This window comes from Streptomyces sp. W1SF4, from assembly GCF_003950035.1.
GTDB lineage: Bacteria > Actinomycetota > Actinomycetes > Streptomycetales > Streptomycetaceae > Streptomyces > Streptomyces racemochromogenes.
Window position 1 is genome coordinate 26,182 of sequence record NZ_CP034350.1, and the last position, 23,041, is coordinate 49,222.

Sequence of the window (23,041 nt, forward strand, 5' to 3'; positions counted from 1 at the left end):
AACAGGGCCTCCTGATGTGCTCAAGGTCTCGACAGCCCCGAGCTGCATCAGAGGCCCTGTTTTCATGCACGGACAGACCGAAGATCGCCCGACCGAGCCGCCGCACTCGAACCCATGTTCACCGAGATCGTTACGGCAACTGCTTCTAAACGGCCGCACATCCTTGGGCCGGTGGGCCGTTCGCCTATCAATCAGAAGGGAGGTTCGAGATCGCCGCGGCCATCGCTGTGTGGCCCGCAGTCCCAGGGCTCCTCCTGAAAAGGTTCGATTTCAGAGACGTCGTGGCCCCATGCTTCGAGGGCCTTCCAGGCGATTCGCCGGTTAGGGGCGTCGCTGCTGGTGTCCAGGATGCGGCGCGCGTGCACGGCGAGGTGATCGCGGTGCTGGGCCAGCGCGGGGTGCTCGGCGAGGATGAGCGCGGCGAGGCAGGCGGCTTCGAGCACGTCCTCGTGACTGTCTTGCAGGAAGGGCGCGACGGCTCGGTATAGCATCGGGCGCAGGTCCCGGAAGCCGGCCACGAGGGTGCCGGGGGTGAGGAATCCAGGGAAGTACTGCCCAACGCGGTCTACGAAGTCGTCGGAGGCGTCGTAAGCCGTGGAAGCCAACCAGTTCAACAATGTCGCGCGGATGGGGACGCTGCGATACGGCCGGAGGGTCATGGCCGCCGGGTGGGTGAGGATGCCAGCGACATACATGGCAACGGGGGCGGTGGCTTCGTAGATGGTGTTCTGGTGGCCGACCAACTCACTCAGTTCCGACAAAGCGGTGACCTGCACCTTGGGATCAGGCTCCAGCAGCCGTGCCAGGACTCTGGGCAGGCACTCACCGTTCCCAAAAGCTGTCTGGAGCGAACGCCAATCAGTCTCCGCTAGGACTACCTGGTAGGGCGGCAAGTCAGGCTCGCGGGGCGCTCCGACCGTGAGGCTGCTGTGATTCACAGGCCAAAGCTAGACCAGACTTCTGACACGATTCACGTCCGGGCCAGTTGGAAGCCGCTGCCCTTCCGAGAGTGACGGGTGCGTTTGCGCTGGTCAGGCATGGGGACGACGCTTCGGTGGCGAGACGAGGTGTTGTGTCGTCTCGGCAGTGGAGGTGCCGGGATGCCGTCGGTAGGGCCTCCCGGTGTGCTCAAGGTCTCGACAACCCCGAGCTGCATCAGAGGCCCTGTTTTCATGCACGGACAGACCGAAGATCGCCCGACCGAGCCGCCGCACTCGAACCCATGCTCACCAAAATCGGTACGACAACGGCTTCTTACGGTGTGAAGTGGCCCCAGACATTCGGTCTGGGCTGGCCCCACGTCTGTGGTTGAAACGACGCGTGCTCCGGCCGGAAGTGGCTCCGGGTTCCGGTCTGAGCAGGGCCAGCCATGGTAGTCGTGGGGCTTTTGAGGTGGGCGGATGGGTCATGAGCGAGAATGCTGCGCATGACGACTTGAAGAGCACCGGCAAGGCGGTGGCACTGGGTCAAGGTGGCGACCTGGGACACGGTCGGGGACGGCGATCGCCGAATCTGTGCTGCCTGCGGGACAACGGTCCGCTCTTACTGGTTCCGTCTCTACCCGCCTGAGTCCTCCATGTTTGAGCGGTGCGTCGGCTTGGCATGGTGCTCCGGGTGCCGGATTTACTCCAGTGCGCTGGGCCACGTTTCCCGAACACGTGTCCTCGTCGACGCACTGGGGTCCCTGCCTGAGGACGAGTCTGTTCGATTGCGCCGCAGCGAAGCGAAGCTGGTCGACTGTCTCGATCGCCAAGGTCGCCGACAGCCGTGATTCACACCCAGAGAGTGAGCCGTCATCTGTGAGGGCTACTTCTTCGCCTGCTGCTTGGCCTTGGTCTGGGCAAGTGCGGCCCCCGCGTCTTCACCCGTAGGAGCCAACGTGGCAGCGGCGGCGGGGCATCCCGTATCCCGGCCGTGTGGGCGCCCACTGGGTCGGGAGCGAGGCCGTCAGCGCCATGGCCCTGATCGAAAGCCTGCCCGGCGGCGAGCAGCACCGCTGCGGCTTCTCACCGGGCTGGAGTGTCCGGGCGTACGCGGACACTCTCGACCTGGTGCTGTTCGAGGCGGCCTTCTGCTTCAGCTGCCATGAGGTCCGCATGCATGGAACCGCCGTACCCCCCGCACTGGCCACGCAGTTCTTCGACGCGGGCGCCCCGCAGGCGCGCGCCCTCCTGGCGCTCCTACGCGAGGCCGCCCGGTAACCGGCCGATCCGCGGACTGGGCGCTCCAGCCGGCTGGAGTAGCTGACCGGAGCGGTGGGACACTCGCTTCTCCGCAAGACGGTCCTGCTCCAGTAACCGTGCGGTTCCGCGCCTTCGCCCCTGCTCCTGGTCCTGACCGGCGCGGGAGCCCGCGCATCCGGACGACAGCAGGTCGCGGACAGCCCTTGGGCCGCGGGGTCCGGGAGGGGGCCGGACCCCGCGGGGGTGGGGCTACCAGGCGGCCTTGCAGTTGAGGAGCCTGGTGGTGTTGACGGCGCGGTCGCAGGCGTACGCCTTCACGTCGGCCTTCTTGGAGAACGTCCAGGTCCGGGTCCCGTTGACGACCGCGACGACGTTGGTCTTGTGGCTCCAGACGCCGTTCTTGTACTCGTCGTACGCCAGTGCCAGCACCGACTCGACTCCGTCGCCGCCGACTCGGTCCGTGGCCGACGCGTTCGTGAACTTGCCGTCGTAGAGGTTCTTGCCGCCGCCCCGCGGGTTGTCCGTGTCGGCCTGGCCCGCGTACTTGTACTCGTAGTTCCCGCCTATCTCGCTCTTGCCGGACGTGGAGACCGCGTGGAAGCCGACGGCCGCGCTCGCCGTGCCGGCGATCCCGATGACGAGGGCAGAGGACAGGGCAGCAGCGCCGAGGGCGATCCGCTTGCCGGAAACCCGCATGTCAGACTCCTTGAGGTCGTTGGCCTGGCTTGACGGGAGCAGCCTCGCAGGGGCGGGTCCGTACGGATTGATCTGCCGTGCACAGGCCTTGACGGTCAGTGCACGACCGGGTCCGGCAGGGCGTGGCGGCGGTAGTCGCTGGGGGTGACGCCGTAGGCGGAGCGGAAGGCGCGGCTGAAGTGGGCCGGTTCCGGGAATCCCCAGCGGGCGGCTATCGCGCTGACGCAGCGTGCGCCGAGTCGGGGGTCACTCAGATCGCGGCGGATGCGTTCCAGGCGGGTGTGCCGGATCAGGGCGGAGACGGTCATGTGGTCGTCCTGGTAGAGCTTGTGGAGGTAGCGCACGGAGATCCGGTGGGCGGCGGCGATCGACGCGGGCGTGAGGTCGGGCTCGGCAAGCCGCTGCTGGATGAAGTGACCGATGCGCGCCCGCAGGGCCGTGTGCCGCGCTTCGAGGGTGAGGCAGCGCCCGTCGCGGGCCGTCCGGGCCAGCAGGAGCGTGAGCAGGTCGAGGGTGGCCGAACCCAGTCTCGGGGCGTCGGCCTTGCCGTAGGACGGGGCGTGGGCCATGAGGTCGGTCAGGTAGGTGCGTAAGAGCGTTCCGATCGCGGTGTTCCCAGGGATGCGGGTGATGGTCAGGGCGTCCAGGGTGTTGGGATGGAGGGGCAGCAGGGCGCGGGGCACCTGCACGATGACTCCGGCGATGTCCCGGCCGTCGGGGGCCTCGGCGAAGCCGCGGCACGGCCGCGAGGAGTCGTAGAGGACGAAGTCGCCTTCGCCGGCCATGACGTCGCGGCCGGACTGGCTGAGGCCGAGCAGGCCCCGGCGGGTCAGCCAGAGGTGGACGACCTCGGGGTCGGCCTGCCGGATGAGGGCGGGGGGCCGGTTGGCTTCCAGGGGCGGCAGGCTCTGGGCGAACGTCTGGATGTTCCCGAGGTCCAGTGCGCTGGATCTGGCGAGGAAGTCGTGCAGGTGGGGACCGGTGAACCGGGAGCGGAACAGGGACTGGGAGGCCATCGACTCCCAGCTCTCGTATCGCTGTGCCCCCTGGAGATGGGCGGTCGTGAACTGGGTCCACACCACGGGCTGGTTCCCCCTCTTCGCTGGTCGCTGACCCGGGGTTCGCGCCCGTCCCGTCCGTCGCTCCCGTCCCGCCGACAGATACGGAGCGTGAGGTTCAGGGGACCGGGAGCCCCCGGCTACGGGGACCGCACCGCTGTCCCGGCGCCGGAACGCCGTGCGGCCGCGAGGCCGTGCCGAACGCACTCGTACAGGTGGAGCGGTCCGCCGGTGATCCTAGGAGGGCGTTCGGAGCGCCCGCCAGAGGTACAAGCGCGGCCCTTGGGAAGGGGGCGGCCATCTCCACAGAAAACAACGGTGAGTGAGGGAAGCCGTTCCGCATCGAGGACCGCCGTGCGGGGCAGGGCTCCTACTCCCCCGGGACGTCCACGCCGGTACCGTCGGGGTTTCGGCCGAAGGCCGCGTTCAGGACGGCGGGGAGGTCCGCTCCGGGGAGTGCGGCGGAAGTGCACGGTCGGCTCCCGCGCGGGGTCCCCGTCGGGGACGATCGCGGTCGCCAGGTGCTCCTGCCCGGTGGCGCGCTGCGGTTCCAGGTACCAGGCGTCGTCGGCTACGGAGTACATCGCGGAGACCGCGCGCGTAGTCACCGTCGGGGTGCAGGGGGTGGCATGGCCTCATGCTGTCATGTCCGTGACCGCCACCCGTGGTCGGTGCGGGTGGCGGCCGCCCCGTCGGACGCGGCACGTCGGCGGCGCTCGCGTCCAAGCTGATCGTCTGGCGCCCGAGTGGTGCCTTCGACGGCGTCATGGCCGCTCACCCACGGCACCGCGGGCGGCTGCTTCTCCACGCCGGGTCATGATGGTTGACCGCAGGGGCGCGTGGGGCCGTTGCCCTCCCGGAGGAAGGCTGCCGGGTCCGCAGGCAGTAGATGGCCGAGGGCGGTAGCGCAGTGGGCCAGCGACTGTTCCGATGCAGGGGGCTGGATGGGCGCCGTTCCGGGCAGGGCCGCCACGAGGCCGTTTCCTATAGATCACCTCGCGGCCCAGATGTGGATGGCCGCGAGGTGAAGGGCCGCCAGGTAGACCGTTGCCGTCTTGTCGTAGCGGGTGGCCGGGCCGCGCCACTGCTTGAGCTTGTTGATGCAGCGTTCGACGGTGTTCGCTGCTTGTAGACGGTCTTGTCGAAGGCCGGCGGCCGACCGCCTTGCTGCCCAACCGTCCGCGGTTGGCGATCTGATCGGCCGGCTGCGGGATCACGGCCCGGATCCTGTGTCTGCACGGGTGCCCGCGGATCGCCCGGGACGCATACGCCTGGTCGGCCAGCACGACGGCGGGCCGGGTTCGCGGCCTGCCTTCGGCCTCGCGACCCGGATCGCGGTCATGACCTCGGTGAACGCCGGTGCGCCACCGGCCTGACCCGGCGTGAGGACGAACGCCGGGGGTCGGCAGCGGCAGTCGGCAGCAAGGTGGATCTTCGTGGTCAGCTCTCCCCGGGACCGCACGAGGCATGGTCGGCCGGCTCACCGGCCGGAGCCCCTTTTGGCGGGCCCCGGCGGCGTGCTTGTGGGCGCGGACGAGCGTGAAGTCGACGGCGACGACCCGGTCGAGGTCCTTCTCGGCGTCGGCCTGGGCGAGCAGGGCGGCGAAGACGCGTTCCCAGGTGCCGTCGGCTGAAGGCGGCGGCGAAGATGTGGACACCGGGTGGGGGTGGCCGGCGTGGACGAGCTGACCACGTGTGCCCGTCGAGGGCGATGCGCGGGAGCCGGCCGGCGGGGGCGTGGTCCTGGTGGAACCGGCGGGCCTGTTCGGTGAGGGTCTCGTCGGCGCGGCGGCCGCCGCGGGAGGCGTTGCCCAGCGGGGTAGCCATCGGGGCGGCGGCACGGCGTGGCCCACAGCGCCCGCCCGCCCCGGAGTCCGGGGGTCAGCGACTGCACCGTGTGACCGGTGCGGGGTGGACTCGCAAAAGTAGTCCGCTCCGAGTTCTGCGGGTGGAACTGCATGGCCTGCGCGCGCTGCCGCCTGTTGGCTGCCGGTACACGCACAGCACGGCTCCGGCAGCCGCCGGGCGAGAGAGAGTCCCCTCATGAGAATCCGAAGCGGCATCGCGGCGGCCCTGACCGCGATATGCGCGATCCTCGCCCCGGCGCCTTCGGCTCAGGCCACCGAGCCCGACCTCGGCCCGGCGGACTCCGTCGTGAACGAGGCGACCCGGCTCTGCCCCGGCTCGGACACCGACGGCAACGTCCACACGGTGGAATGCCGCTGGAACAGCCCATACCGGCAAGGAGTGTCGGAGGCGGTGACCGCAGGGGGCACGATCGGGCTGGGCAACGTCCCGACGGATGGGTGCCGGCTCAAGGGCCTCGCGACGTCGGTTCGCACCACCCGCTACCCCCCGACGCACCGGCTTCGGCCGGAAAGCCGTGTCCGACACGGGCACGCCCCCTCGACTCCGCCGGCACGGGCAGGGCGTATCCGCGGCTGGCCACGGCACACGACCGACGGACGTCCCGGCACGACACCGCAGGTGCACGGGCTACCGGTCAAAACCACCCTGGGCAGCGAGGTCTTCCTGGCAAGCCTGCCGGGCCTGCCGGTCTGCACCTTCGCGGCTCATCGCGTCGGAGCGGGCGCCTTCGACCGCCCCCGGTGGGGACCCGCGCGACAGTTCTCGTCGTCGGGGCCGTAGGCGACCCCTGGGCGGGTGTGAGAGCGGCCGCCCTCGGGACGCTGTACGCGCGCGGCCGTGCGCGTGGGCACACCGTCAAGGACCTTCCGCGAGCCAACCCTGGAACGCGACATTTCAAAGAGAGAGAACGATGAAGACAACAATCGCCACGGCCGCCGTCGCAGTTGCCGTGCTCGCCGCCGGTTCTGGCGCCGTGATCACCGTCGCCACCGCCTCCGCTTCGGAGACCGGCGACGTCGCCGTCTCCGCCCAGGCCGCGACGGTCGCCGCGAAGCCGGAGGCCACGGTTGCGGCCCAGCCGAACGCCACGGTCGTGGCGGAGCCGGCCGGCTCGACCCTCGCTCCGCCGGCCGGCGGTACGACGGCGCAGCAGCCGAGCAAGACGCCCGCTCCGTCAGGCAGCCCGCAGCCCGACACGACCACCGCACCGCCCCCGAAGCCGAGCAAGACGGCGACGGCCTCTCCGCAGCCGGACCAGCCGGGTGAGACCTACAAGGGCTCCGCGACCCACTACTCCCCCGGCCTGGGCGCGTGCGGGAAGATGATCAAGGAAAGCGACCTCGCCGTCGCGCTCGACCCCACCATGTTCGGGGCCGCGTATCCGTCGAGCACGTGCGGACGCAAGGTCGTCATCACCTACAAGGGGAAGTCCATCACGGCGACGGTCCTCGACAAGGCTCCAGGCGCGGGACGGCACGGTCTCGACCTCACCCCGGGGGCCTTCAAGGCACTCGCCTCGCTCGACAAGCGCAAGCTGGACGTCACCTGGCGCTTCGCGAAGTAGCGGGTCGGGCGGGGAGGGTGGGGCCCAGCACCAGGACTGGCCGGGCCCGACGTGACCTGACCTCGAGCGCTGCGCCGGGAACCGGGACTGCCGCGTGGCCGCTGGACTGGCAACGGCAGTACCGCGTCCCGGCGGACCCGGTCGACGCCGACGGCGTCCTGACCCACACCACGCCGGGCATCGTCTTCGACGGCGACGACGTCAGCAAGTGGTTCCAGCAGTGGAAACAGCCGGCCAGGGCGCGGCTCTGCCCACGTAGCAGGCACGGCTGACCGCCCTGGGGCGTACAGCGGCTGGTGTGGTGGTTCCGGTCGGAGGCCGGGGCCCGCCCGCAGGGGCCCGGCTCCGTCGGTCAGGCGGCGGGTGAACCGGACCAGCGGCACCGGTGGGTACGGCGACGCGCCCACGGGGCGGCCGCGCAAGACGCCGCGGCCGCTCCCACCGGACCCGCGCACCCCGACCGTCGCGCTGCGTCGTCCGGCCGTCTCGAAGTGCCCGGCGTACGGCCAGGGCGCAGGCTGGAGGCATGCCTGACCAGACGGAGATCGTGGTCCATCCCGTGTCGCCGAGGGGCGGGCGGAAGGTGACCGTGCACGCGCTGGGTGTGGACGCCGACCTCGGCCGCGCGTACACGCCCGGCGACGTGTCCGAGCTCCTGCGTCATGCCGGGCTGGAGGACGTGGACCTCTCCGAGGACGGGCCCATCCGCTGGGAAGGCGGCGGCCCGGAAGTGTGGAACGCCGGCATCTGATCCGCGCCGGCCCAAGACCGGGGGCGGGAGCGGGCACGCGCTCGGGGCCGCTCCCGGCTCACGCGGTAGGGGTGGAGGCGGGTGCCGAGGCCCTGGCCGCCCGGGCCGGCGGGCCGCTCGCGAGGTGCGGGGCGGCCCGGGATGTCAGAAGGCGTAGCGGATCCGGAGCCACGGTGCGTGCCGGGCGATCAGGGTGCCCATTCTGTCGACGGCGTCGTACTTCACCGCGCGCTGGTAGCGGACGTTGATGCCGCCGTTCTCCGAGCGTTTGGGCTCCTGGAGGTCCGGCCGCCAGAGGGCGTCCTCCGCGCGCGGGTGCCAGCCCAGGTTGAGGTCGTGCAGTTCCTCGTTGTGCGTCAGCATGATCACTTCGGCAGCCGCCTGGTTCTTGACCCGCGTCGGCAGGACATCGTCCATGTGCCGCAGGAGGTCGGCCCAGGCCGTTTCCCAGCCCGGCCGCAAAACGACGGGCGAGAGATTGAAGTGGATCTCGTATCCCGCTTCCAGGAATTCTCCGGCGGCGGCGATACGGCTCTCGACCGGGCTGGTGCGGATGTCCAGCAGCCTGGAGTCGGCCTGCGGCATCACCGAGAAACGGATTCGGGTGCGTCCCTTCGGTTCGAGCAGGAGGAGGTCGGGATTGACGAACTTGGTCGCGAAGGAGGCCTTGGCGGAGGGCCATCGGGCGAAGGACCGGATGATGTCGCCGACGTTGTCGCTGATCAGGGCGTCCACGGAACAGTCACTGTTCTCGCCGATGTCGTATACCCACGCGGCCGGGTCGCACTGGTTGCCCTCGGGCTTGGGACCGAGACGCGCGATGTGCCGGGAAAGGTGGTCGATGATGCGTTCGATATTGGTGAAGACCGTGATCGGGTTGGCGTACCCCTTCCGGCGGGGCACGTAGCAGTAGGCACAGGCCATCGCACAACCGTTGGCGGAGCTCGGGGCGATCCAATCCGCCGAGCGCCCGTTGGGCCGGGTGGTCAGCGTCTTCTTCTCCCCGAGGACGAGGACCTCCCTCTTGATCCGGACCCAGCGGTCGACGTTGCCGGCGTTGCCGTGAAGATCCGGGATGGCCCAGTGGGACGCCACGGGCAGGATCCTGGCGTCCGGGAAACGGGCGAGGATCTGCCTGCCCCGCCGGGAGGCCGCGGCGGCGGCCTCGGCCCGGATCTCCGTAACCGCCAGCAGCCGGCGGGCGGCCGGGGTATCGCGGAACAGCGGGCCGGTGTCCGCCCGCGGAAGCCGTTCCTGACCCGGGTCGAGGTCCTCGAGAGCGAACAGGGCGTCCGCGTGGCCGTCGTCCGGTCGGCTCCGACGGGGCTGGGCGCCCATGGGTGGCTCCTGGGTGATGTCGACCCGAAAAGGTCAGGTGGGAGGGTGACGTCCGCTGCAGAGTGGACGTCCACTCTAGGCGGTCGGCGGTCGGCGGTCGGCGGTCGGCGGGGTACGGCCGCGCGCCCGGTGCCGGACGGCAGGGCTGACCACGCGGCAACCGCTGCACAGCGCTGCATGATGCCGCACTCAGAGTGGGCCTGACGTGTGGGCCCTCACCGGACGCCTTCGGGAGGACCGCCCGCGATGGGCCTTCGGGACGAATGGCCGGTCGGCCCTGAATGACGTCTGCCGGGCGGCACCGCCTTGCGGGGCGTGATCCTCCCGGCGTGCGGCTGTCTCGGTTCGCCGATCAGCTCTCCTTCTGCAGTACGCAGGGCACGCGGGAAGCCGTGGTGACCAGCGCTTCCCGACCCGGTCTGATGTCTCACGCGGTGGGCCTGGACGCGTCCGGTGCCTCGCAGCGGACACCGGTGGGTGCACCTGCGTGTCGAGGAGGTGTGGCACGGACCTTGGCAGGTCCTCGGGCGCGCGGCTGCGACAGGGGCGGGGCGGCTCCTGCGGCGCTGTCGTCGGCGGCTTCCGGCTGGGAGGATCGACGGGGCCGGTCAGGTCAGGTCCTCCCCTGGCGCCTTGGTGGGCCGCGCACCCCGTGAACGCCCTTCGCGATCAGTTGCACGCCGGGCCACGATTCGGAGCCGACGGGCGGGGTAGGCGACGGCCACTTGATCGTTCGCCGACGGAAGGAACCCACCATGCTGATGGCGCACCCGGCCGTGCTCACCGGTCTCGTCGATCGGTACTGGGCTCTGGCCGTACTCGACGCAGCCGCCGACGACGGTTCACCCGTGCGGAGGGAGCTCGAGGACGCCGAGCGCGCGCTGTGCGTGGTGACCGGCACCGCCGACGTGCACGCGGCGTTGTTCTCGGCGCGCCACCGGCTTCCGGGAGCTCGCGTCCTTGACGATTCCGCCCTTGCCTCCCCCTGAGCAGGCAGGCCTCCTCTCCCGTAGGAAGCCACGTAGGACCCGCGCGCGGAGCCGTCGAGTGAGCCAGGCCCTCCAGCACGAGAGCGGAAGGGACGGGGGATCCGTCGGCTCATGCGAAAGGGTCGGCCGTCAACGACGGCCGGCCCTTCGAGCGAGCCGCCCGTCAACACCGTTTGCGCCTTGCCGGGCTGGGCCGACCCGTGGATTCGGCTCGGGTGGCATCGGGGACGAGGCGTGGGGCGGCGTTCTCAGAAGCGTTGGACGAGCTCGCAGGTGTTGGGCAGGACGAGGGAGCCGTGGGGAGCCCGGCCGTCGGCCAGGACGTCGAAGCCGGGTCCGCAGCGAGACGGCCTTCGCGCTGGCGGCCTCCAGGCGGCGGTCGCCGTACTTCTTCCGCAGGCCCAGCGCCACTGGGCGGCTCGGATCCGGTAGAGCGCGTTGACCTCAAGCAGTTGGTCGATCACCTCCCGGCAGGCGTCACCGACCTCGGATGCCTGGCTGCGGCACCACATCGGCGTCCTCGGCCGGCGGCCGTGCCGTGGTCGGGGCACCACGGCCGGCGGGTGACGCCCCACAGGCGTGCCGTACGCACCCGCACTCCGCGCCGCCGGAGTGCGCCACCGCGTGGTGCCCGGTCCCACGCGGCACCAGCACCCGCGCCGGCAGGCCGGCGGGCACGGTCAGCTTCGCGAGGGTGCGCAGCCACGCCACCACCGCCCCCGGTCCAACCCCGCGCCCGCACCGGAGCCTTGTGCCGGGGACGGGAAACCGGGCAGGGTCCTGCGCCAGCCCGCCAGCGTCGCCCGGCTCGAAGGGCGGGCCCTGCTGCCGGGCGGTGCTGTCCCTCAGGTCGGCCTTCAGCCTCTGGCGCAGGCCCTGCTCTCCTTCCGTGCCGCGGGAGACGGGCCGCAAGGAGGGGCCAGGCCCGGGTACTGGCCAGCAGGGCCGTCTCCCGCTCGGAGCGCACGGGGTTCGTCGCAATGGTCACCAGCCGGCTGTTCGCCGCCGCCGAGACGCCTAGCTGTTCCCAGGTCGTTCGGGACGGTGAGGCCTTCGGTCGGCGGACCCCACATCTCGCGGGCGTCCGCGCTGGCCGCCGCTGTCACCGGCACCCGCTCCGAGGCTGGGGCCGGCATTGTGGCGGGCGCGGCGTACGGGCTCGGTGCTGGCGCTCTGGGCGACCCGGCCGCGCTGGGGCAGGAAGGTGTGCAGGTCGACGCCGGGCCTCTGCCGCAGGACCATCTGCCCCGCCATCGCCAGCCAGTCCTCACCCGACATCAGGTCGGGCGGCACACCGGGGTCGAGCAGCGGGCGCAGCGCGTCGGCGGCCCGGTCCGGGGCGGGCTTCTCCCCCCTTGGCGAGCTCGGCCTCCTCGCTCGGCGCGGCGCAGCGGACGGCGTCGGCCGCGGCGGTCTGCGCGGCTGCGCCCGCCCCGGCTGCGCAGGGCCTGGCGGATCGCCCGGGACAAGTACGCCTCGTCCGCCCTGTCGCTGCTTCGTGAAAACTGACCCCCTGGCAGTCTCCGAATCTTGACCCCCTCCGGACTCTTGGAGGGTGCTGAACGTGGAGGACTGGGCAGAGATACGCCGGCTGCATCGAGCGGAAGGTGTGCCCATCAAGGAGATCTCGCGGCGACTGGGGGTGGCCCGCAACACGGTGCGGGCCGCGTTGTCCTCGGAGCGACCGCCGAAATACGAACGGACACCTCGGGGATCGGTCGTCGACCCGTTCGAGCCGCAGATCCGCGTCCTGCTGAACGAGTGGCCGCGGATGCCGGCACCGGTCATCGCCGAGCGAATCGGCTGGCCGCACTCGATGCCGCCGCTACGGAAGCGGCTGGCGGTGATCCGACCGGAGTACGTCGGCATCGACCCGGTCGACCGCGTGACCTACGAGCCCAGCGAGATCGCCCAGTGCGATCTGTGGTTCCCCGAGACGAAGGTGCAAGTCGCTGCCGGGCAGGAACGGGTTCTGCCGGTGCTGGTGATGTCGCTCGGGTTCTCCCGCTTCATGACCGCGACGATGATCCCGACCCGCCAGGCCGGCGACATCCTATCGGGCATGTGGTCACTGATCAGTGGCATCGGCAGGGTCACCAAGACGCTGGTCTGGGACCGTGAGTCCGCGATTGGCGGGACCGGGCGGGTGACCGCTCCCGCGGCGGCGTTCGCTGGAACGCTTGCCACCAAGATCAAGCTGGCGCCGCCCCGCGACCCGGAATACAAGGGAATCGTTGAACGCAACAACCAGTACTTGGAGACCTCGTTCCTCCCCGGCCGGCAGTTCACTTCCCCGGCCGACTTCAACCACCAGCTCGGCGACTGGCTGATCAGGGCCAACGCGCGGACGGTCCGCTCGATCCAGGGCCGGCCGGTCGACCTGCTGGAGACCGACTACCTGTCGATGCTCCCGCTGCCGCCGATCACCCCGCCCATCGGGCTGAACCACCGCATCCGGCTGAGCCGGGACTACTACGTCCGCGTCGACACCGTCGATTACTCGGTCGACCCGCAGGTCATCGGCCGTTTCGTCGACATCACCGCATCCCCGCAGGAGGTCAGGGTCCTCTGCGAGGGCCAGCTCGTCGCCCGACATGCCAGGTCCTGGGCCAAGCAGGCGGTGGTCACCGACCCGGTCCACGTCGCAACCGCCGCCCGACTGCGTCAGGCCTTGGCGTTCGACCGCGAAAGACGTGCGGCAGCCACCCGCCAACACGCCGACGGCCACAGCGTCGCGCTGCGGGCCCTGCCGGACTACGACGCCCTGTTCGGCGTCGACTTCAACCCGTCGTCCACGAAAGCGAAGTGACCCATGACCACGGCCATCACGCCCGACCAGTCCACCGCGGTGACCGGTCCGAAGGACGGTATGCCGTCCATGCTCGCTTACCTGACCCGGGTGCTGAAGATGCCCACGATCGGTGCGACCTGGGAAGAGCTCGCCGATCAGGCACGCGACCAGAACTGGTCCCACGAGGAGTATCTGGCCGCCCTGCTGCAGCGGCAGGTCGCCGACCGCGAGTCCAAGGGCACCATGATGCGGATCCGCACTGCCCACTTCCCCCAGGTCAAGACGCTGGAGGACTTCAACCTCGACCACCTGCCATCGCTGCGGCGCGACGTCCTTGCCCACCTTGCGACCGGCACTTTCGTCGCGAAGGCCGAAAACGTGATCCTGCTGGGGCCGCCCGGCATCGGGAAAACCCACCTGGCCATCGGCCTCGGGGTCAAGGCCACCCAGGCCGGCTACTCGGTCCTGTTCGACACCGCCAGCAACTGGATCGCCCGCCTCGCGACAGCCCACCAGGCTGGCCGCCTGGAGGCCGAGCTCAAGAAGATCCGCCGCTACAAGTTGATCATTATCGACGAGGTGGGCTACATCCCGTTCGACCAGGACGCGGCGAACCTGTTCTTCCAGCTCATCGCGTCGCGCTACGAGCAGGGCTCTGTGATGGTCACTTCGAATCTCCCCTTCGGGCGGTGGGGAGAGACCTTCTCGGATGACGTCGTGGCAGCCGCGATGATCGACCGCCTGGTCCACCGTGCCGAGGTTCTTACCCTGACCGGCGACTCCTACCGCACCCGCCAGCGACGCGAACTGCTGAACAAGGAGAACGGCGCCGAACGCCGGTAATTCACAGCGCCCACCAGCAATACAACCGCTGACCGGAGGTCCGAGCGCGCTGAGCCAGTCCAGCCAGGCCCTTCAGAACGTCCGCCGCGACTTCGGCGCCGATCCGAATCTGCTGGAGTTCGTCGGTCTTCGACCATGGCTCAGCAAAGCGAACGAGGTCGTCCTGCGGCGCCGTGACGAGGGCATCGAACAGGGTGTCCGACAAGCTGACCACAAAGGGCGGGCCGTCCTCCTCCGACGACAGTAGTTCTCCGGACCGCGGGCGTTCGCTGGCCTCCTCATAGCTGCAGCCCGTCATGATGGCCTCAAGTTGGGCGATCGCGACGACCGGGTCGATGTTCTTGAGGAGGAACACGTCGAGCTCCGCTCGACCCGGTCCTCCCGGAGTCTGGAGGACCGCGACGGCGGCTTGGTCGTCAGCGGCGGAGAAGTAGTCACACAGCGTCATGCCGCCGATTCTGGCATCCACGGCTGACAACCCTGCCGACACGACCAGGGCACTCGGCGGCCAACAACATTGGGGGTCAGTTTTCAGAGACTCGCCGGGGGTCAGATTTCAGAGAGCGTTGACACGCCCTCCCCCTGTGCGCGCCCTCCGTACCCCGCTCCGCAAGACCATCACGTGTCCGCCTCTTGGCCTCGTGGCACCGCGGCGCTCGTGGCGCCGGTATCCGCCTATCGCGGAGCCCGGCCTGGTGGTACTGGACGTCACCGGGGCCACGCTTGACGATCTCTGGGCGATCTGCGGGTAGCAGCTCGGGGCGCAGGATCCCGGCGAGCCCGGGATCCGGGCCCAGGTCTACGCCGGTCTCCTGCGCCCTGGGCGCCGGCGGCCGTGGCAGCGGGGGCAAGCCGTTTTTCTGTGGGCGGCTTGCCCGTGTCCCGCAAGGCTTGTCCGGGGGCCGGCAGTCCTGCCGCTACTTCAGAAGGGTGCGGAACTCTTCGAAGTTGAGGACCCCGTCGTGGTTCGCGTCGGCCTTCATGGCCTTCTTGACCTCTTCAGCGAGGTGCCCCTGGGCACCCTCAGCCTTGAACCCCTCAGCCAGTTCGACAATGCTGATCCGCCCGTCGCCGTCCGTGTCGATCTCGGCGAACAGCGCCCTGAGCTCGGCCTCGTTCATGACATACCTCTCTCGCGTTCACAGGCCCGGGGGCCCACATGGTCCACCACCCTGTCACACCGTCAACTCACGCTGACGGCCAGGTAACGGGCCTGCCGCCACGCGGCCCACGCACGATGAAGGGCCACCACCCAAGGAGGCGCAGCCGCCATTCAACAGATCCGGTCACGAAGCGGGGGTGAACCCCACTCCGTGCCGCCGCAGCCGGCCGCGATGCCCCACGGTCGCTGCCGCTCGGCCTCGTGAAGGCGGTCGGAGTGGGCGAGGTCTTCGCCGCCCACCCCGCACCGTCCGCAGCCGGAAGGGGCGCGAAGCCGGTCGAGTAGCAGGCATCCGCGAGGTCCCACCGCCCCTCACCAGAACCCCGCGCTGGTCGAACCCCACCGGAGGTGGCTCTGCGACCCGCTCGGCCGGAGCCTCGCACCATGGACCCCCGGCCGGCGGCCATGGAGGTGCGGAGCGCGGATAGGGGCATGGAATGAACGACGAAGCGCCTTCGCGGCCGCAGGCCGAAGAGCTGCTGTCCGGGCTCGGCGTGGATGGCCGCCGCCCCGAGCAGCCGGTCCTGCTGGACTCCCCGGAGCCCCCCTGCGGACCTGGCGGGAGAACTACCCCTACGACCGCAAGGTCCGGCGGAAAAGTACGAGCGGACCAAACGGATCAGGCAGGTCGAGTTGCTGAAAACGCAGCACTGGCTGAAGGAAGTCGGCGGACGCCTGGTCGTGATCTGCGAGGGCAGGGACGCGGCCGGCAAAGGCGGCACGATCCAGCGCTTCACCGAACGGCTCAACCCCCGCGGGTCGAGAAGCGTGGCCCTCGACGAACCGAGTGGACGGGAAGCCGGGCAGTGGTACTTCCAGCGCCACACCGCCCGCCTGCTCGCGCGCCCGGGGAGATCGTCTTCTTCGACCGGTCCTGGTACAACCGCGCCGGCGCAGGGCCGATCCGGCGGACCTGCGGGTCCGTCCGGCCACGCCTGCCGGGGCACGCCGGGCCGCGCGCCGAGGATGCTGCCGATGCCCGGCCCGCCCGAGCTCGCACGAGGCACCGGCGCGGGCGACGGTGTTGATCACCGGCCGGGCCCCGAGCTGCCTCCGGCCCGCTCACGGCCCGCAGAACGCCACCAGCGGGTCGGCGGAGTGCCGGTGAGGCGTCCATGCCCTATCGACGAAACGGAAGTGAGACGCGGTGCCGCTCTATCTTTCAAGGTTCAGCTACACGCCGGAGACCTGGGCCAGACTGACCGCCCGCCCCGAGGACCGCGCGCAGGCCGCCCGGTCGTACATCGAGTCCGTAGGCGGACAGCTCCACGGCTTCTGGTACGCCTTCGGCACACACGACGGCTACAACCTCTGGGAAGCTCCGGACAACGTGTCCATGGCCTCCGTCGCGCTGGCGATCAGCGGCGGCGGCGCGCTCAGCTCGTTCGAGACCACCGTTCTCCTCAGCGTCGATGAAACGCTCGACGCCCTGCGCAGGGCCGGGCAGATCCAGTACCGGGCTCCGGGCGCCTAACGGGCCGGCAACCGCCCGCCCGCCCGCACAAGCACCAGGATGGTCGTCGACGGCACCCGCAGCACCTCCGCCGACCTTCCGCCGTGCCGGCCCCCGGGGCACCGCGGACGTGCGGCTGCCCTGGATCGCGGGGCCGCTTGGTCGGCGCGCGGGGCGGGCTGGGGCCGAAGCCGAAGCCGAAGCCGCGCCAGGGTGGCTGGCTGGCTCCCGGACGAGGCGGTCCATCACCAGTAGGTCGGTTGCCGGTGCCAGGCCGCCCTTCTGGGGAGAAGGACGGCCTGGCGTCCGGGTGTGAAGGCAGCCAGGGTGGGCGGCCTGCTCGTTGGCGGGGTGTTACTTGGGGCAGGTCTCCTGAGTCACCTTGCCGCCCGCCGTGGCGGCGGTGGCCGGGTCCATCGACAGGCACTTGCCGGTCCAGTTGTTGATGAACGTGTAGGCCGGCCGGGATCCGGTCGCGGTGGCGAGCTTGGTCGGGATGATGTTCCACATCTGGCTGCCCGAGAACCAGCGGGTCTCGCAGTCCCACCAGAACAGCTGGGTGCCCGAGCCGGGCGGGGTCCCGTCGTTGTAAGGGACGGTCAGGCACTTGCCGTTGGCGGCCTTGATGAAGAAGTGTCCCTTGCCGTCGAAGGTCGACGGCTTCTCGGCTCCCCACTGGTGGCTGCTGGGCGGACTCGCCTGGCACGGGCGCTGCGTGACCAGGCCGCCGGTCTTCGAGCTGTCGAACTCCGGCCCGCGCACCATGCACCGGCCCTGGTACAGGCTGTTGGCGTAGGTCTTGTCGGCGTTGACCAGCCAGGTCATCCGGTTGCCGCCCTTGACCATGTTGTCGTCGTTGTGGTCGATGATCGCGTTGACCAGGCCCCAGCCGGGGAAGTCCGTCATGATGATGCCGACGCGGCCGGCACTGTTGTTGAGGTGCCTCATGAGCTGGTAGTTGACGCCGAGTATCGCGGCACCGTCGTCGAGCTGGTGCCCGCCGGCGAACTGGTACGGATCGATGAGGGGGCTCGTGGAAGCGGACGAGTACGTCAGGTACACATCATCGGCGGAGCCTGTGATCGCCTTGTTGACGTTGGCCTTGACGTAGTTCCACTTTTCCTGGATCTGGGACGGCGCCCAGTGGTCCTCCTTGTGGGCGTCGAAACCCTTGAGCCCGTAGCTGTCGTCCGCGCCGACGCTGTCGAAGCCGCCCAGGACCACCTTGCGGCGGACGTCGTTGAGCGTGGGGACATCGGCACGGCCGGTGCCCCGCACCGAAGGCTCGTAGAAGTAGTCGGCGTACTTCTGCACGTATCCGGCGAAGATCGAACGAGCCTTCTCCTGGGTCACCGACTTCGGGTCGTTCGAGCAGTCGAAGGCGCCGCCGTTCGAGAAGGGGCACTCGGCCCGCAGCCGCATCACGATCGACTCGGTCGGATGCTTGTCCAGGAAGGCTTTCGCCTTGGTCATGACGTCGTCGAAATTGGCTTCCTGGTAGTACTTGGCGTGGTGCACGGTGAAGTACCGGTCCTCGGTGACGCGGACCCGGATGTCGATGGCGCGAATACCCCGGTCCAGCTGCGCCGTCAGCGTGTCGGCGCTGTCGCCGTAGTCCTCCTGCGTCTGCACCATGACCCCGCCGTGGATCGCGAGCGTGTCGTGGGTGCCGGGGATGGACATGTTCGAGAGCCGGGTGTCGCCCGCGATGCCCCACATCCACTCGGCACGGTCCGCCTGGCCCAGGTTCCGGTAGGCGTCCGTGTTGGTCGACCCGGCCGCCACGGCAGGGGCCGGGGCGAACAGTGTGGCGCCCAGGGCGAGACACGCGGCCGCCATCAGTGCGGCCGGGCGACGGAAGCCTCGGGGCGATCCGGCGCCGTCGGCGTGTGGGGTGCGGCGAGACATGGAACTCCTGTACGAGGACGGATGCTGGTGCGGGTCGCAAGCCAACCCGGTCCAGAAACGTCGGAACAGGAACTTCCACCCGCAACATCGTCTGCCGCGCAGTTTTGCGGGGGCGGGGGCGGTTGCGGGCGCCCGCCCGGGGCTGGGGCCGTCCTCCTCACGTGGTGAAGCGGCGAGCCCGCATACGGCTGTCGACTTCCAGCAGGAGGCCCCCAGCGTGGTCCCGATTCCGTTTCCGGCTTCCTTGCCCACGGGGCGCTCATGCAGAGCGAGGACCGACGGGCGGCCCCCGGAAGTGTCTCCAGGCTTACGCTCGGGGGATTCGCGGATGTTCCGGCCACGCCCTTGTCGCGTTGATGCATTCGCGCCTCCACCACGCCGGGTCCTGACAGGGGCGAGAGATGCCCGCGCCCTGTGCACCGAAACGGAAGCCCCGCCGCCTGCATGGCCGACGCCGCGCGCCGTCGAACACGGTCCGGCAAAAGAATGCCGGGCGTGTTCTTGCAGGTGGAACTGCATGGAGCGTCCCCGTCCGCCGTGATCGACTGTGCCTGCCGCAGGGGCGCTGACCTGGGATGGCGGATGACCCCACCGCAGACCCACGGCGCCCTGGCCGGGCCCACGGTGGTCCGGGAACGAACGACGGCGGCGGGCCGGAGAGCCCGTCGTCAGCACCGCGCCTCTGAACTGGAGGCCGGTCGCACGAAGGAGAACGTCATGTTGGTTCGAAAGTTCAACGCCGCCGTGATCGCGGCCGTTGCCGTCGCGAGTGTCGCGGTGGTGGCCACCCCCGCCGAGGCGGGCGGCTGCTCGCGCGGGGGCCGCGCCTACATCTGCGAGTACGAGCCGACCACCCACCCGCTCCCCGACGGCACGAAGCAGGACTTCATCGTCGGCACCGACCGTGCGGTGTGGACCCGCTGGACCGACTCCGACGGGGACTGGTCGAAGTGGATCTCCATGGGCGGCAGGGCGTCGAGCAAGGCGTACGCCTACGACTACGACACCAGCGACCCCTGGAGCTTCAGGGTGTTCTACTACGACGAGAAGGCGGAGTACTGGGGCCGCAACCGTGACCACGACGGCAACTGGTCTTCGTGGACCCGCTACGACCTCCCCCTCAACGGCTGATCCCCGAGCCCGGCCGCGCGCCTCCCCCAAGGCCCCGGTCGGGCCCCCTCCAGCTCATTCGACGGCCCTCGCGAGCGGTAGCGCTCGCGGGGGCCGTCCTCGCGTTTTACCCGCAAAAGTGGGGTCGGGCATACTTTTGCGGGTGGTACGGCGTTCCGGCCGGCCGCACTGACCAGGGGACATCCAGGCATGGACACCGGTACACCGGCCACCGGCGGCTTCGGCGCGCTTCTGTACGGGTTGCGGACGGGGGCCGGGCTGAGCCAGGAGGAGCTGGCGCATGACGCGGGGGTGAGCGTGCGGGCCCTGTCGTACATGGAAGGCGGCCACACCCGGGGGCCCCAGCGCCGGACCGTGCAGGCGTTGGCCGCCGCCCTGGGACTGGACGCTGCCGGTGCTCTGGAGCTGGAGCGCGCGGCGAGCCTGGGCCGTCCCCGTCCGGCCCGGACGGCGGGCGCGGCCGGCGCGGCTGGCGCGGTGGGCGCCGTTGACGCGGTTGGCGCCGTTGGGGGGACGGCGTCCGCCGCTGTGGCGGATGCCGGTGGGCCCGATCTGCTGCCGCGAGCGCCGCGCGGGTTTCACGGGCGGGCGGCGGAGCTCAGCGCCCTGTCCCGGGCCGCCGCGGGCGAGGCTCCCGTCTGTCTGGTCGTCGGGCCCGCCGGGGTCGGGAAGACGGCGCTCGTGCTGCACTGGGCCCACCACGGCCGTGCCGGGTTTCCCGACGGGCGGCTCTACGCCGATCTGCGCGGCTTCGGCGACACGGGTGAGCCCGCCCTGATGGAGGTGCTGCGCGAGTTCCTGCCGGCGCTCGGTGTGCCGCACGGCGGGATCCCGGAGTCGGTGAACGGCGCGGCCGCACTGTTCCGTTCGCTCGCCGCCGATCGCCGTCTCCTCGTGGTACTCGACAACGCGCGTGACTCCGAGCAGGTCAGGCCGCTCCTGCCGGGCGGTCGCCGCTGCGTCACCGTCGTCACCAGCAGGCACCGGCTGCCGGGACTGATCGTCACCGACAGCGCGCGGCCCGTTGCCGTGGACGTACTCGGGCCGGAGGACGGCACGATGCTCCTCGCCGGGGTGCTCGGCACGGAACGGGTGCTCGCGGAGCCGGTGGCCGCGCGGCGGCTGGCCGAGCTGTGCGGCGGCCTGCCCCTCGCGCTGCGCGTGGCAGCCGCCCGACTGGCCCAGCGGCCCGGCTGGTCGCTGGACGCGATGGCCGCCGACCTGTCCGACGAGACCCGCCGGCTGGTTCTGCTGGATGTGGAGGACACCGGCGTACAGGCGGCGCTGCGCCTGACGCTGCATCAGCTCCCGTCGCGGGTCTCCCGCCTGTTCGCCCATCTCGGCCGCCACCCCGGTACACACGTCGACCGGTATGCGGCTGCGGCCCTGGCGGACACGGACCCGGCGGCCGCCGAGGCCTGCCTGGAGCGGCTGGTCGTGGCGCACCTGGTCACGGAGACGGCGCCGGGCCGATGGGCGATGCACGATCTCGTGCGGCTCTACGCCCGGAGTCTGGACGCGGGTCCCGATGCGCTGGGGCGCGTGCTCGACCACTACATCGCCACGGGCCTCGCGGCCGTTGCGGCTGCCGAACCGGGCAACGAGGAGTGCTTCCCGCTGTCGGCGGACCACCTGCCGCCCGCGGCCGTACGGGAGTTCGCCGACCGGTCCGCCGCCGTGGCCTGGTACGCGGCCGAGCGGGACGACCTCACGCTGGCGGTGGCCGCGTCGCAGGCCGCAGGGCTGCACGGCAGGACGTGGCGGATCGTCATGACGCTGTGGCCGCTGATGGTGTGGCGTGTACGGGACGGCTGGGTCCCGCTGCTGGAGACCGCGCTGGAGGCGGCACGGGCCGACGGCGACCGGCACGGCGAGTCACGGGTGCTGAACGTGCTCGGCTGGGTGCTGACCGAGGAAGGTCGCATCCCGGAGGCGCTGACTCATCTGACGGCCGCTTCCGCGCTCGCCGCCCGCGCCCGTGACGCGGTGGCCGAGGCGAACGCCCTGGTCGTCCTGGGCGTGGCGCGGGCGGCGCTCGGCGGCCTGGACGAGGCCGCGGAGGGGTGTGAGCGGGCGGTGGAGCTGGCGCGCGAGGCCGGCGACCGGACCGTCGAGAGACTGGCCATGCAGCACCTCGCCCGGCACTGGGCCGACGCCGGGAAGTGGCGGCAAGCCCTCGACACGGCGACCGAGGCCCTGGCCTTCGACGACCGACCGGGCACGACCGACGTGCCCCGGATCCTGCTGCTCATGGTGAGGGGGGAGGCGCTGCTGGGGCTGGGGGACGAGGACGGGGGCATCGGGCAACTCGAGCTCGCGGCCCGGGAGGCGGAGGCGTCCGGCTACGAGGACGGTGCGGTACGGGCACTCGGCGTGCTGCTGAGGGTATCGGCGGACCCGGGGCTCCGGGCACGTTACGACGCGGCGGTCGCGCGGCTCAGGACGCGGGCGTGAAGGCCGAATGACACCGCCCTGCCCGGTGCGGGGTCCGGGCGTGCGTGCCCTGCCGAGAGGTCGGTGAACTCCTGGGCGCGGCAGGGCGGTTGAAAGCCGGTGTGCCCTGTGGGGTTCTATGGCGAGATGAGGATCCACGCCGTGGTGGGGAGGGAGGCGTGGAAGACCGCCCTCCCGGCCCGGGCGAGCCGACCTTCCACCCCGCTCTTCCTCGTCAGGGACCATGCCCCGAGGACGAGGACGTGGGCCGCCTGTCCCCGCTGAAGAACGCCCGGCTTCGCCGCGCCCCGCCAGGGCACCGGTCGCCAGGGCGGTGATCGCTGTCTTGCCCACGCCGGTCTGGCTGGACGCGATGAGCGCGATCGGCTGCCGTTGCGTCGTACCGACGAGCGTCTGCGGCACGACGCGCGCGCGGACGATCCGCTCGTTCTCCTCCTCGGGCAGAACCTGGCGGGTGCGGTCTACCTCCACCTACCTCCATTACCGCGCACCCCGCAGCCGCTTCAGCACCTGGCTGGACTTCACGGTGACCGCGTCCACCTGGGCGCGACGCGCGGGGCTAAGGCCCTGGCGCCGGGCGGCCCACGTAGCCTGTGCCTCCGTCAGTTCGCGTACGCGGTCGGCGTCGCCCGCCTGCTCTGCCGCAGCAACGAGGGAGGAATACGCCCCCACCACGTGGTTGATCCCCTCCAAAGGCACCTCGTACGCCGTGCCGTCCTGCGCTGACCAGGTAGCCGCCCCCATGGCCCGAAGGACCGGTTCCGACTCCGTCATGCTGCTCTCCCCTTGTGATGCCGGACATGCGGCGGCCGCCGATGTGGGGTCACCGCGACCTCGTCAGAACCGCCCCA

At 70.7% G+C, this 23,041-nt stretch carries 17 protein-coding genes and 2 pseudogenes; 10 read left to right on the top strand and 9 right to left on the bottom strand.

Annotation, left to right across the window (positions count from 1 at the left end; all coding sequences use genetic code 11):
* Nucleotides 1-191: 191 nt before the first annotated feature.
* Nucleotides 192-776: a hypothetical protein gene (locus D1J60_RS00160; protein ID WP_241253071.1), complete on the bottom strand. Its 585-nt coding sequence runs from the start codon at nucleotides 774-776 to the stop codon at nucleotides 192-194.
* A 1,140-nt stretch (nucleotides 777-1,916) separates the two neighbouring features.
* On the opposite strand from D1J60_RS00160, the gene D1J60_RS00170 reads away from it, so the two are divergent.
* On the top strand, nucleotides 1,917-2,201 hold the full coding sequence (locus D1J60_RS00170) for a hypothetical protein (protein ID WP_125819610.1): 285 nt from the start codon (nucleotides 1,917-1,919) through the stop codon (nucleotides 2,199-2,201).
* Between the two features lie 231 nt (nucleotides 2,202-2,432).
* Here D1J60_RS00170 and D1J60_RS00175 read toward each other — a convergent pair whose 3' ends face one another.
* From D1J60_RS00175 to D1J60_RS37805, 3 genes and pseudogenes are all read right to left on the bottom strand, one after another.
* Complete coding sequence (locus D1J60_RS00175) at nucleotides 2,433-2,879, bottom strand: hypothetical protein (RefSeq protein WP_125819611.1); 447 nt, start codon at nucleotides 2,877-2,879, stop codon at nucleotides 2,433-2,435.
* Nucleotides 2,880-2,974: 95 nt separating this feature from the next.
* Nucleotides 2,975-3,961 carry a helix-turn-helix domain-containing protein gene (locus tag D1J60_RS00180; protein WP_125819612.1) on the bottom strand — a complete coding sequence of 329 codons (987 nt, stop codon included), beginning with the start codon at nucleotides 3,959-3,961 and terminating at the stop codon, nucleotides 2,975-2,977.
* A 967-nt stretch (nucleotides 3,962-4,928) separates the two neighbouring features.
* Nucleotides 4,929-5,402 (bottom strand): annotated as a pseudogene (locus D1J60_RS37805) (IS5 family transposase); the annotation flags it as partial.
* Nucleotides 5,403-6,716: 1,314 nt separating this feature from the next.
* Here D1J60_RS37805 and D1J60_RS00200 point away from each other — a divergent pair.
* Both D1J60_RS00200 and D1J60_RS00210 read left to right on the top strand, forming a co-directional pair.
* The gene (locus D1J60_RS00200) at nucleotides 6,717-7,370 is read left to right on the top strand and encodes an RlpA-like double-psi beta-barrel domain-containing protein (RefSeq protein ID WP_125819613.1); all 654 of its coding nucleotides are present in this window, start codon (nucleotides 6,717-6,719) and stop codon (nucleotides 7,368-7,370) included.
* A 526-nt stretch (nucleotides 7,371-7,896) separates the two neighbouring features.
* Nucleotides 7,897-8,121, top strand: coding sequence for a hypothetical protein (locus D1J60_RS00210; protein ID WP_125819614.1), 225 nt, complete (start codon nucleotides 7,897-7,899; stop codon nucleotides 8,119-8,121).
* Nucleotides 8,122-8,265: 144 nt separating this feature from the next.
* Here the strand turns inward: D1J60_RS00210 and D1J60_RS00215 are convergent, their stop codons facing one another.
* On the bottom strand, nucleotides 8,266-9,459 hold the full coding sequence (locus D1J60_RS00215) for a spore photoproduct lyase family protein (RefSeq protein WP_125819615.1): 1,194 nt from the start codon (nucleotides 9,457-9,459) through the stop codon (nucleotides 8,266-8,268).
* A gap of 755 nt (nucleotides 9,460-10,214) precedes the next feature.
* On the opposite strand from D1J60_RS00215, the gene D1J60_RS00220 reads away from it, so the two are divergent.
* On the top strand, nucleotides 10,215-10,448 hold the full coding sequence (locus D1J60_RS00220; RefSeq protein WP_125819616.1) for a DUF5133 domain-containing protein: 234 nt from the start codon (nucleotides 10,215-10,217) through the stop codon (nucleotides 10,446-10,448).
* Between the two features lie 248 nt (nucleotides 10,449-10,696).
* Here D1J60_RS00220 and D1J60_RS00225 read toward each other — a convergent pair whose 3' ends face one another.
* Nucleotides 10,697-10,960 (bottom strand): hypothetical protein, encoded by a 264-nt coding sequence (locus D1J60_RS00225; RefSeq protein WP_241253072.1) that lies wholly within the window; start codon nucleotides 10,958-10,960, stop codon nucleotides 10,697-10,699.
* 1,043 nt (nucleotides 10,961-12,003) lie between these two features.
* Between D1J60_RS00225 and istA the strand changes: the two genes are divergently transcribed.
* Complete coding sequence (gene istA / locus D1J60_RS00230; RefSeq protein ID WP_125819617.1) at nucleotides 12,004-13,257, top strand: IS21 family transposase; 1,254 nt, start codon at nucleotides 12,004-12,006, stop codon at nucleotides 13,255-13,257.
* Nucleotides 13,258-13,260: 3 nt separating this feature from the next.
* Nucleotides 13,261-14,082 carry an IS21-like element helper ATPase IstB gene (istB, locus tag D1J60_RS00235; protein WP_125819618.1) on the top strand — a complete coding sequence of 274 codons (822 nt, stop codon included), beginning with the start codon at nucleotides 13,261-13,263 and terminating at the stop codon, nucleotides 14,080-14,082.
* A gap of 1 nt (nucleotide 14,083) precedes the next feature.
* Here istB and D1J60_RS00240 read toward each other — a convergent pair whose 3' ends face one another.
* Nucleotides 14,084-14,551 carry a hypothetical protein gene (locus D1J60_RS00240; RefSeq protein WP_125819619.1) on the bottom strand — a complete coding sequence of 156 codons (468 nt, stop codon included), beginning with the start codon at nucleotides 14,549-14,551 and terminating at the stop codon, nucleotides 14,084-14,086.
* Between the two features lie 448 nt (nucleotides 14,552-14,999).
* Nucleotides 15,000-15,203, bottom strand: a complete 204-nt coding sequence (locus D1J60_RS00245) for an EF-hand domain-containing protein (protein ID WP_125819620.1) — start codon at nucleotides 15,201-15,203, stop codon at nucleotides 15,000-15,002.
* 478 nt (nucleotides 15,204-15,681) lie between these two features.
* On the opposite strand from D1J60_RS00245, the pseudogene D1J60_RS00250 reads away from it, so the two are divergent.
* Together D1J60_RS00250 and D1J60_RS00255 are read left to right on the top strand one after the other, a co-directional pair.
* A pseudogene (locus D1J60_RS00250) lies at nucleotides 15,682-16,137 on the top strand (polyphosphate kinase 2); the annotation flags it as partial.
* A gap of 254 nt (nucleotides 16,138-16,391) precedes the next feature.
* The gene (locus tag D1J60_RS00255; RefSeq protein WP_125819621.1) at nucleotides 16,392-16,718 is read left to right on the top strand and encodes a GYD domain-containing protein; all 327 of its coding nucleotides are present in this window, start codon (nucleotides 16,392-16,394) and stop codon (nucleotides 16,716-16,718) included.
* A gap of 333 nt (nucleotides 16,719-17,051) precedes the next feature.
* Here the strand turns inward: D1J60_RS00255 and D1J60_RS00260 are convergent, their stop codons facing one another.
* The gene (locus D1J60_RS00260) at nucleotides 17,052-18,605 is read right to left on the bottom strand and encodes a phosphatidylinositol-specific phospholipase C domain-containing protein (RefSeq protein WP_164720788.1); all 1,554 of its coding nucleotides are present in this window, start codon (nucleotides 18,603-18,605) and stop codon (nucleotides 17,052-17,054) included.
* A gap of 717 nt (nucleotides 18,606-19,322) precedes the next feature.
* On the opposite strand from D1J60_RS00260, the gene D1J60_RS00265 reads away from it, so the two are divergent.
* Entirely contained in the window at nucleotides 19,323-19,736 is a 414-nt protein-coding gene (locus D1J60_RS00265) for a hypothetical protein (RefSeq protein WP_125819623.1), read from the top strand.
* Nucleotides 19,737-19,925: 189 nt separating this feature from the next.
* A complete protein-coding gene (locus D1J60_RS00270) occupies nucleotides 19,926-22,190 on the top strand; it encodes an NB-ARC domain-containing protein (RefSeq protein WP_125819624.1) in 2,265 nt (754 codons plus the stop codon).
* Nucleotides 22,191-23,041: the final 851 nt, after the last annotated feature.

Bases quoted from the DNA above. Each gene is read 5' to 3' on its own strand.
- D1J60_RS00175 (WP_125819611.1), bottom strand. From the start codon at position 2,879: ATGCGGGTTTCCGGCAAGCGGATCGCCCTCGGCGCTGCTGCCCTGTCC.
- D1J60_RS00200 (WP_125819613.1), top strand. From the start codon at position 6,717: ATGAAGACAACAATCGCCACGGCCGCCGTCGCAGTTGCCGTGCTCGCC.
- D1J60_RS00210 (WP_125819614.1), top strand. From the start codon at position 7,897: ATGCCTGACCAGACGGAGATCGTGGTCCATCCCGTGTCGCCGAGGGGC.
- D1J60_RS00215 (WP_125819615.1), bottom strand. From the start codon at position 9,459: ATGGGCGCCCAGCCCCGTCGGAGCCGACCGGACGACGGCCACGCGGAC.
- D1J60_RS00220 (WP_125819616.1), top strand. From the start codon at position 10,215: ATGCTGATGGCGCACCCGGCCGTGCTCACCGGTCTCGTCGATCGGTAC.
- D1J60_RS00225 (WP_241253072.1), bottom strand. From the start codon at position 10,960: ATGTGGTGCCGCAGCCAGGCATCCGAGGTCGGTGACGCCTGCCGGGAG.
- istB (WP_125819618.1), top strand. From the start codon at position 13,261: ATGACCACGGCCATCACGCCCGACCAGTCCACCGCGGTGACCGGTCCG.
- D1J60_RS00245 (WP_125819620.1), bottom strand. From the start codon at position 15,203: ATGAACGAGGCCGAGCTCAGGGCGCTGTTCGCCGAGATCGACACGGAC.
- D1J60_RS00260 (WP_164720788.1), bottom strand. From the start codon at position 18,605: ATGTCTCGCCGCACCCCACACGCCGACGGCGCCGGATCGCCCCGAGGC.
- D1J60_RS00265 (WP_125819623.1), top strand. From the start codon at position 19,323: ATGTTGGTTCGAAAGTTCAACGCCGCCGTGATCGCGGCCGTTGCCGTC.
- D1J60_RS00270 (WP_125819624.1), top strand. From the start codon at position 19,926: ATGGACACCGGTACACCGGCCACCGGCGGCTTCGGCGCGCTTCTGTAC.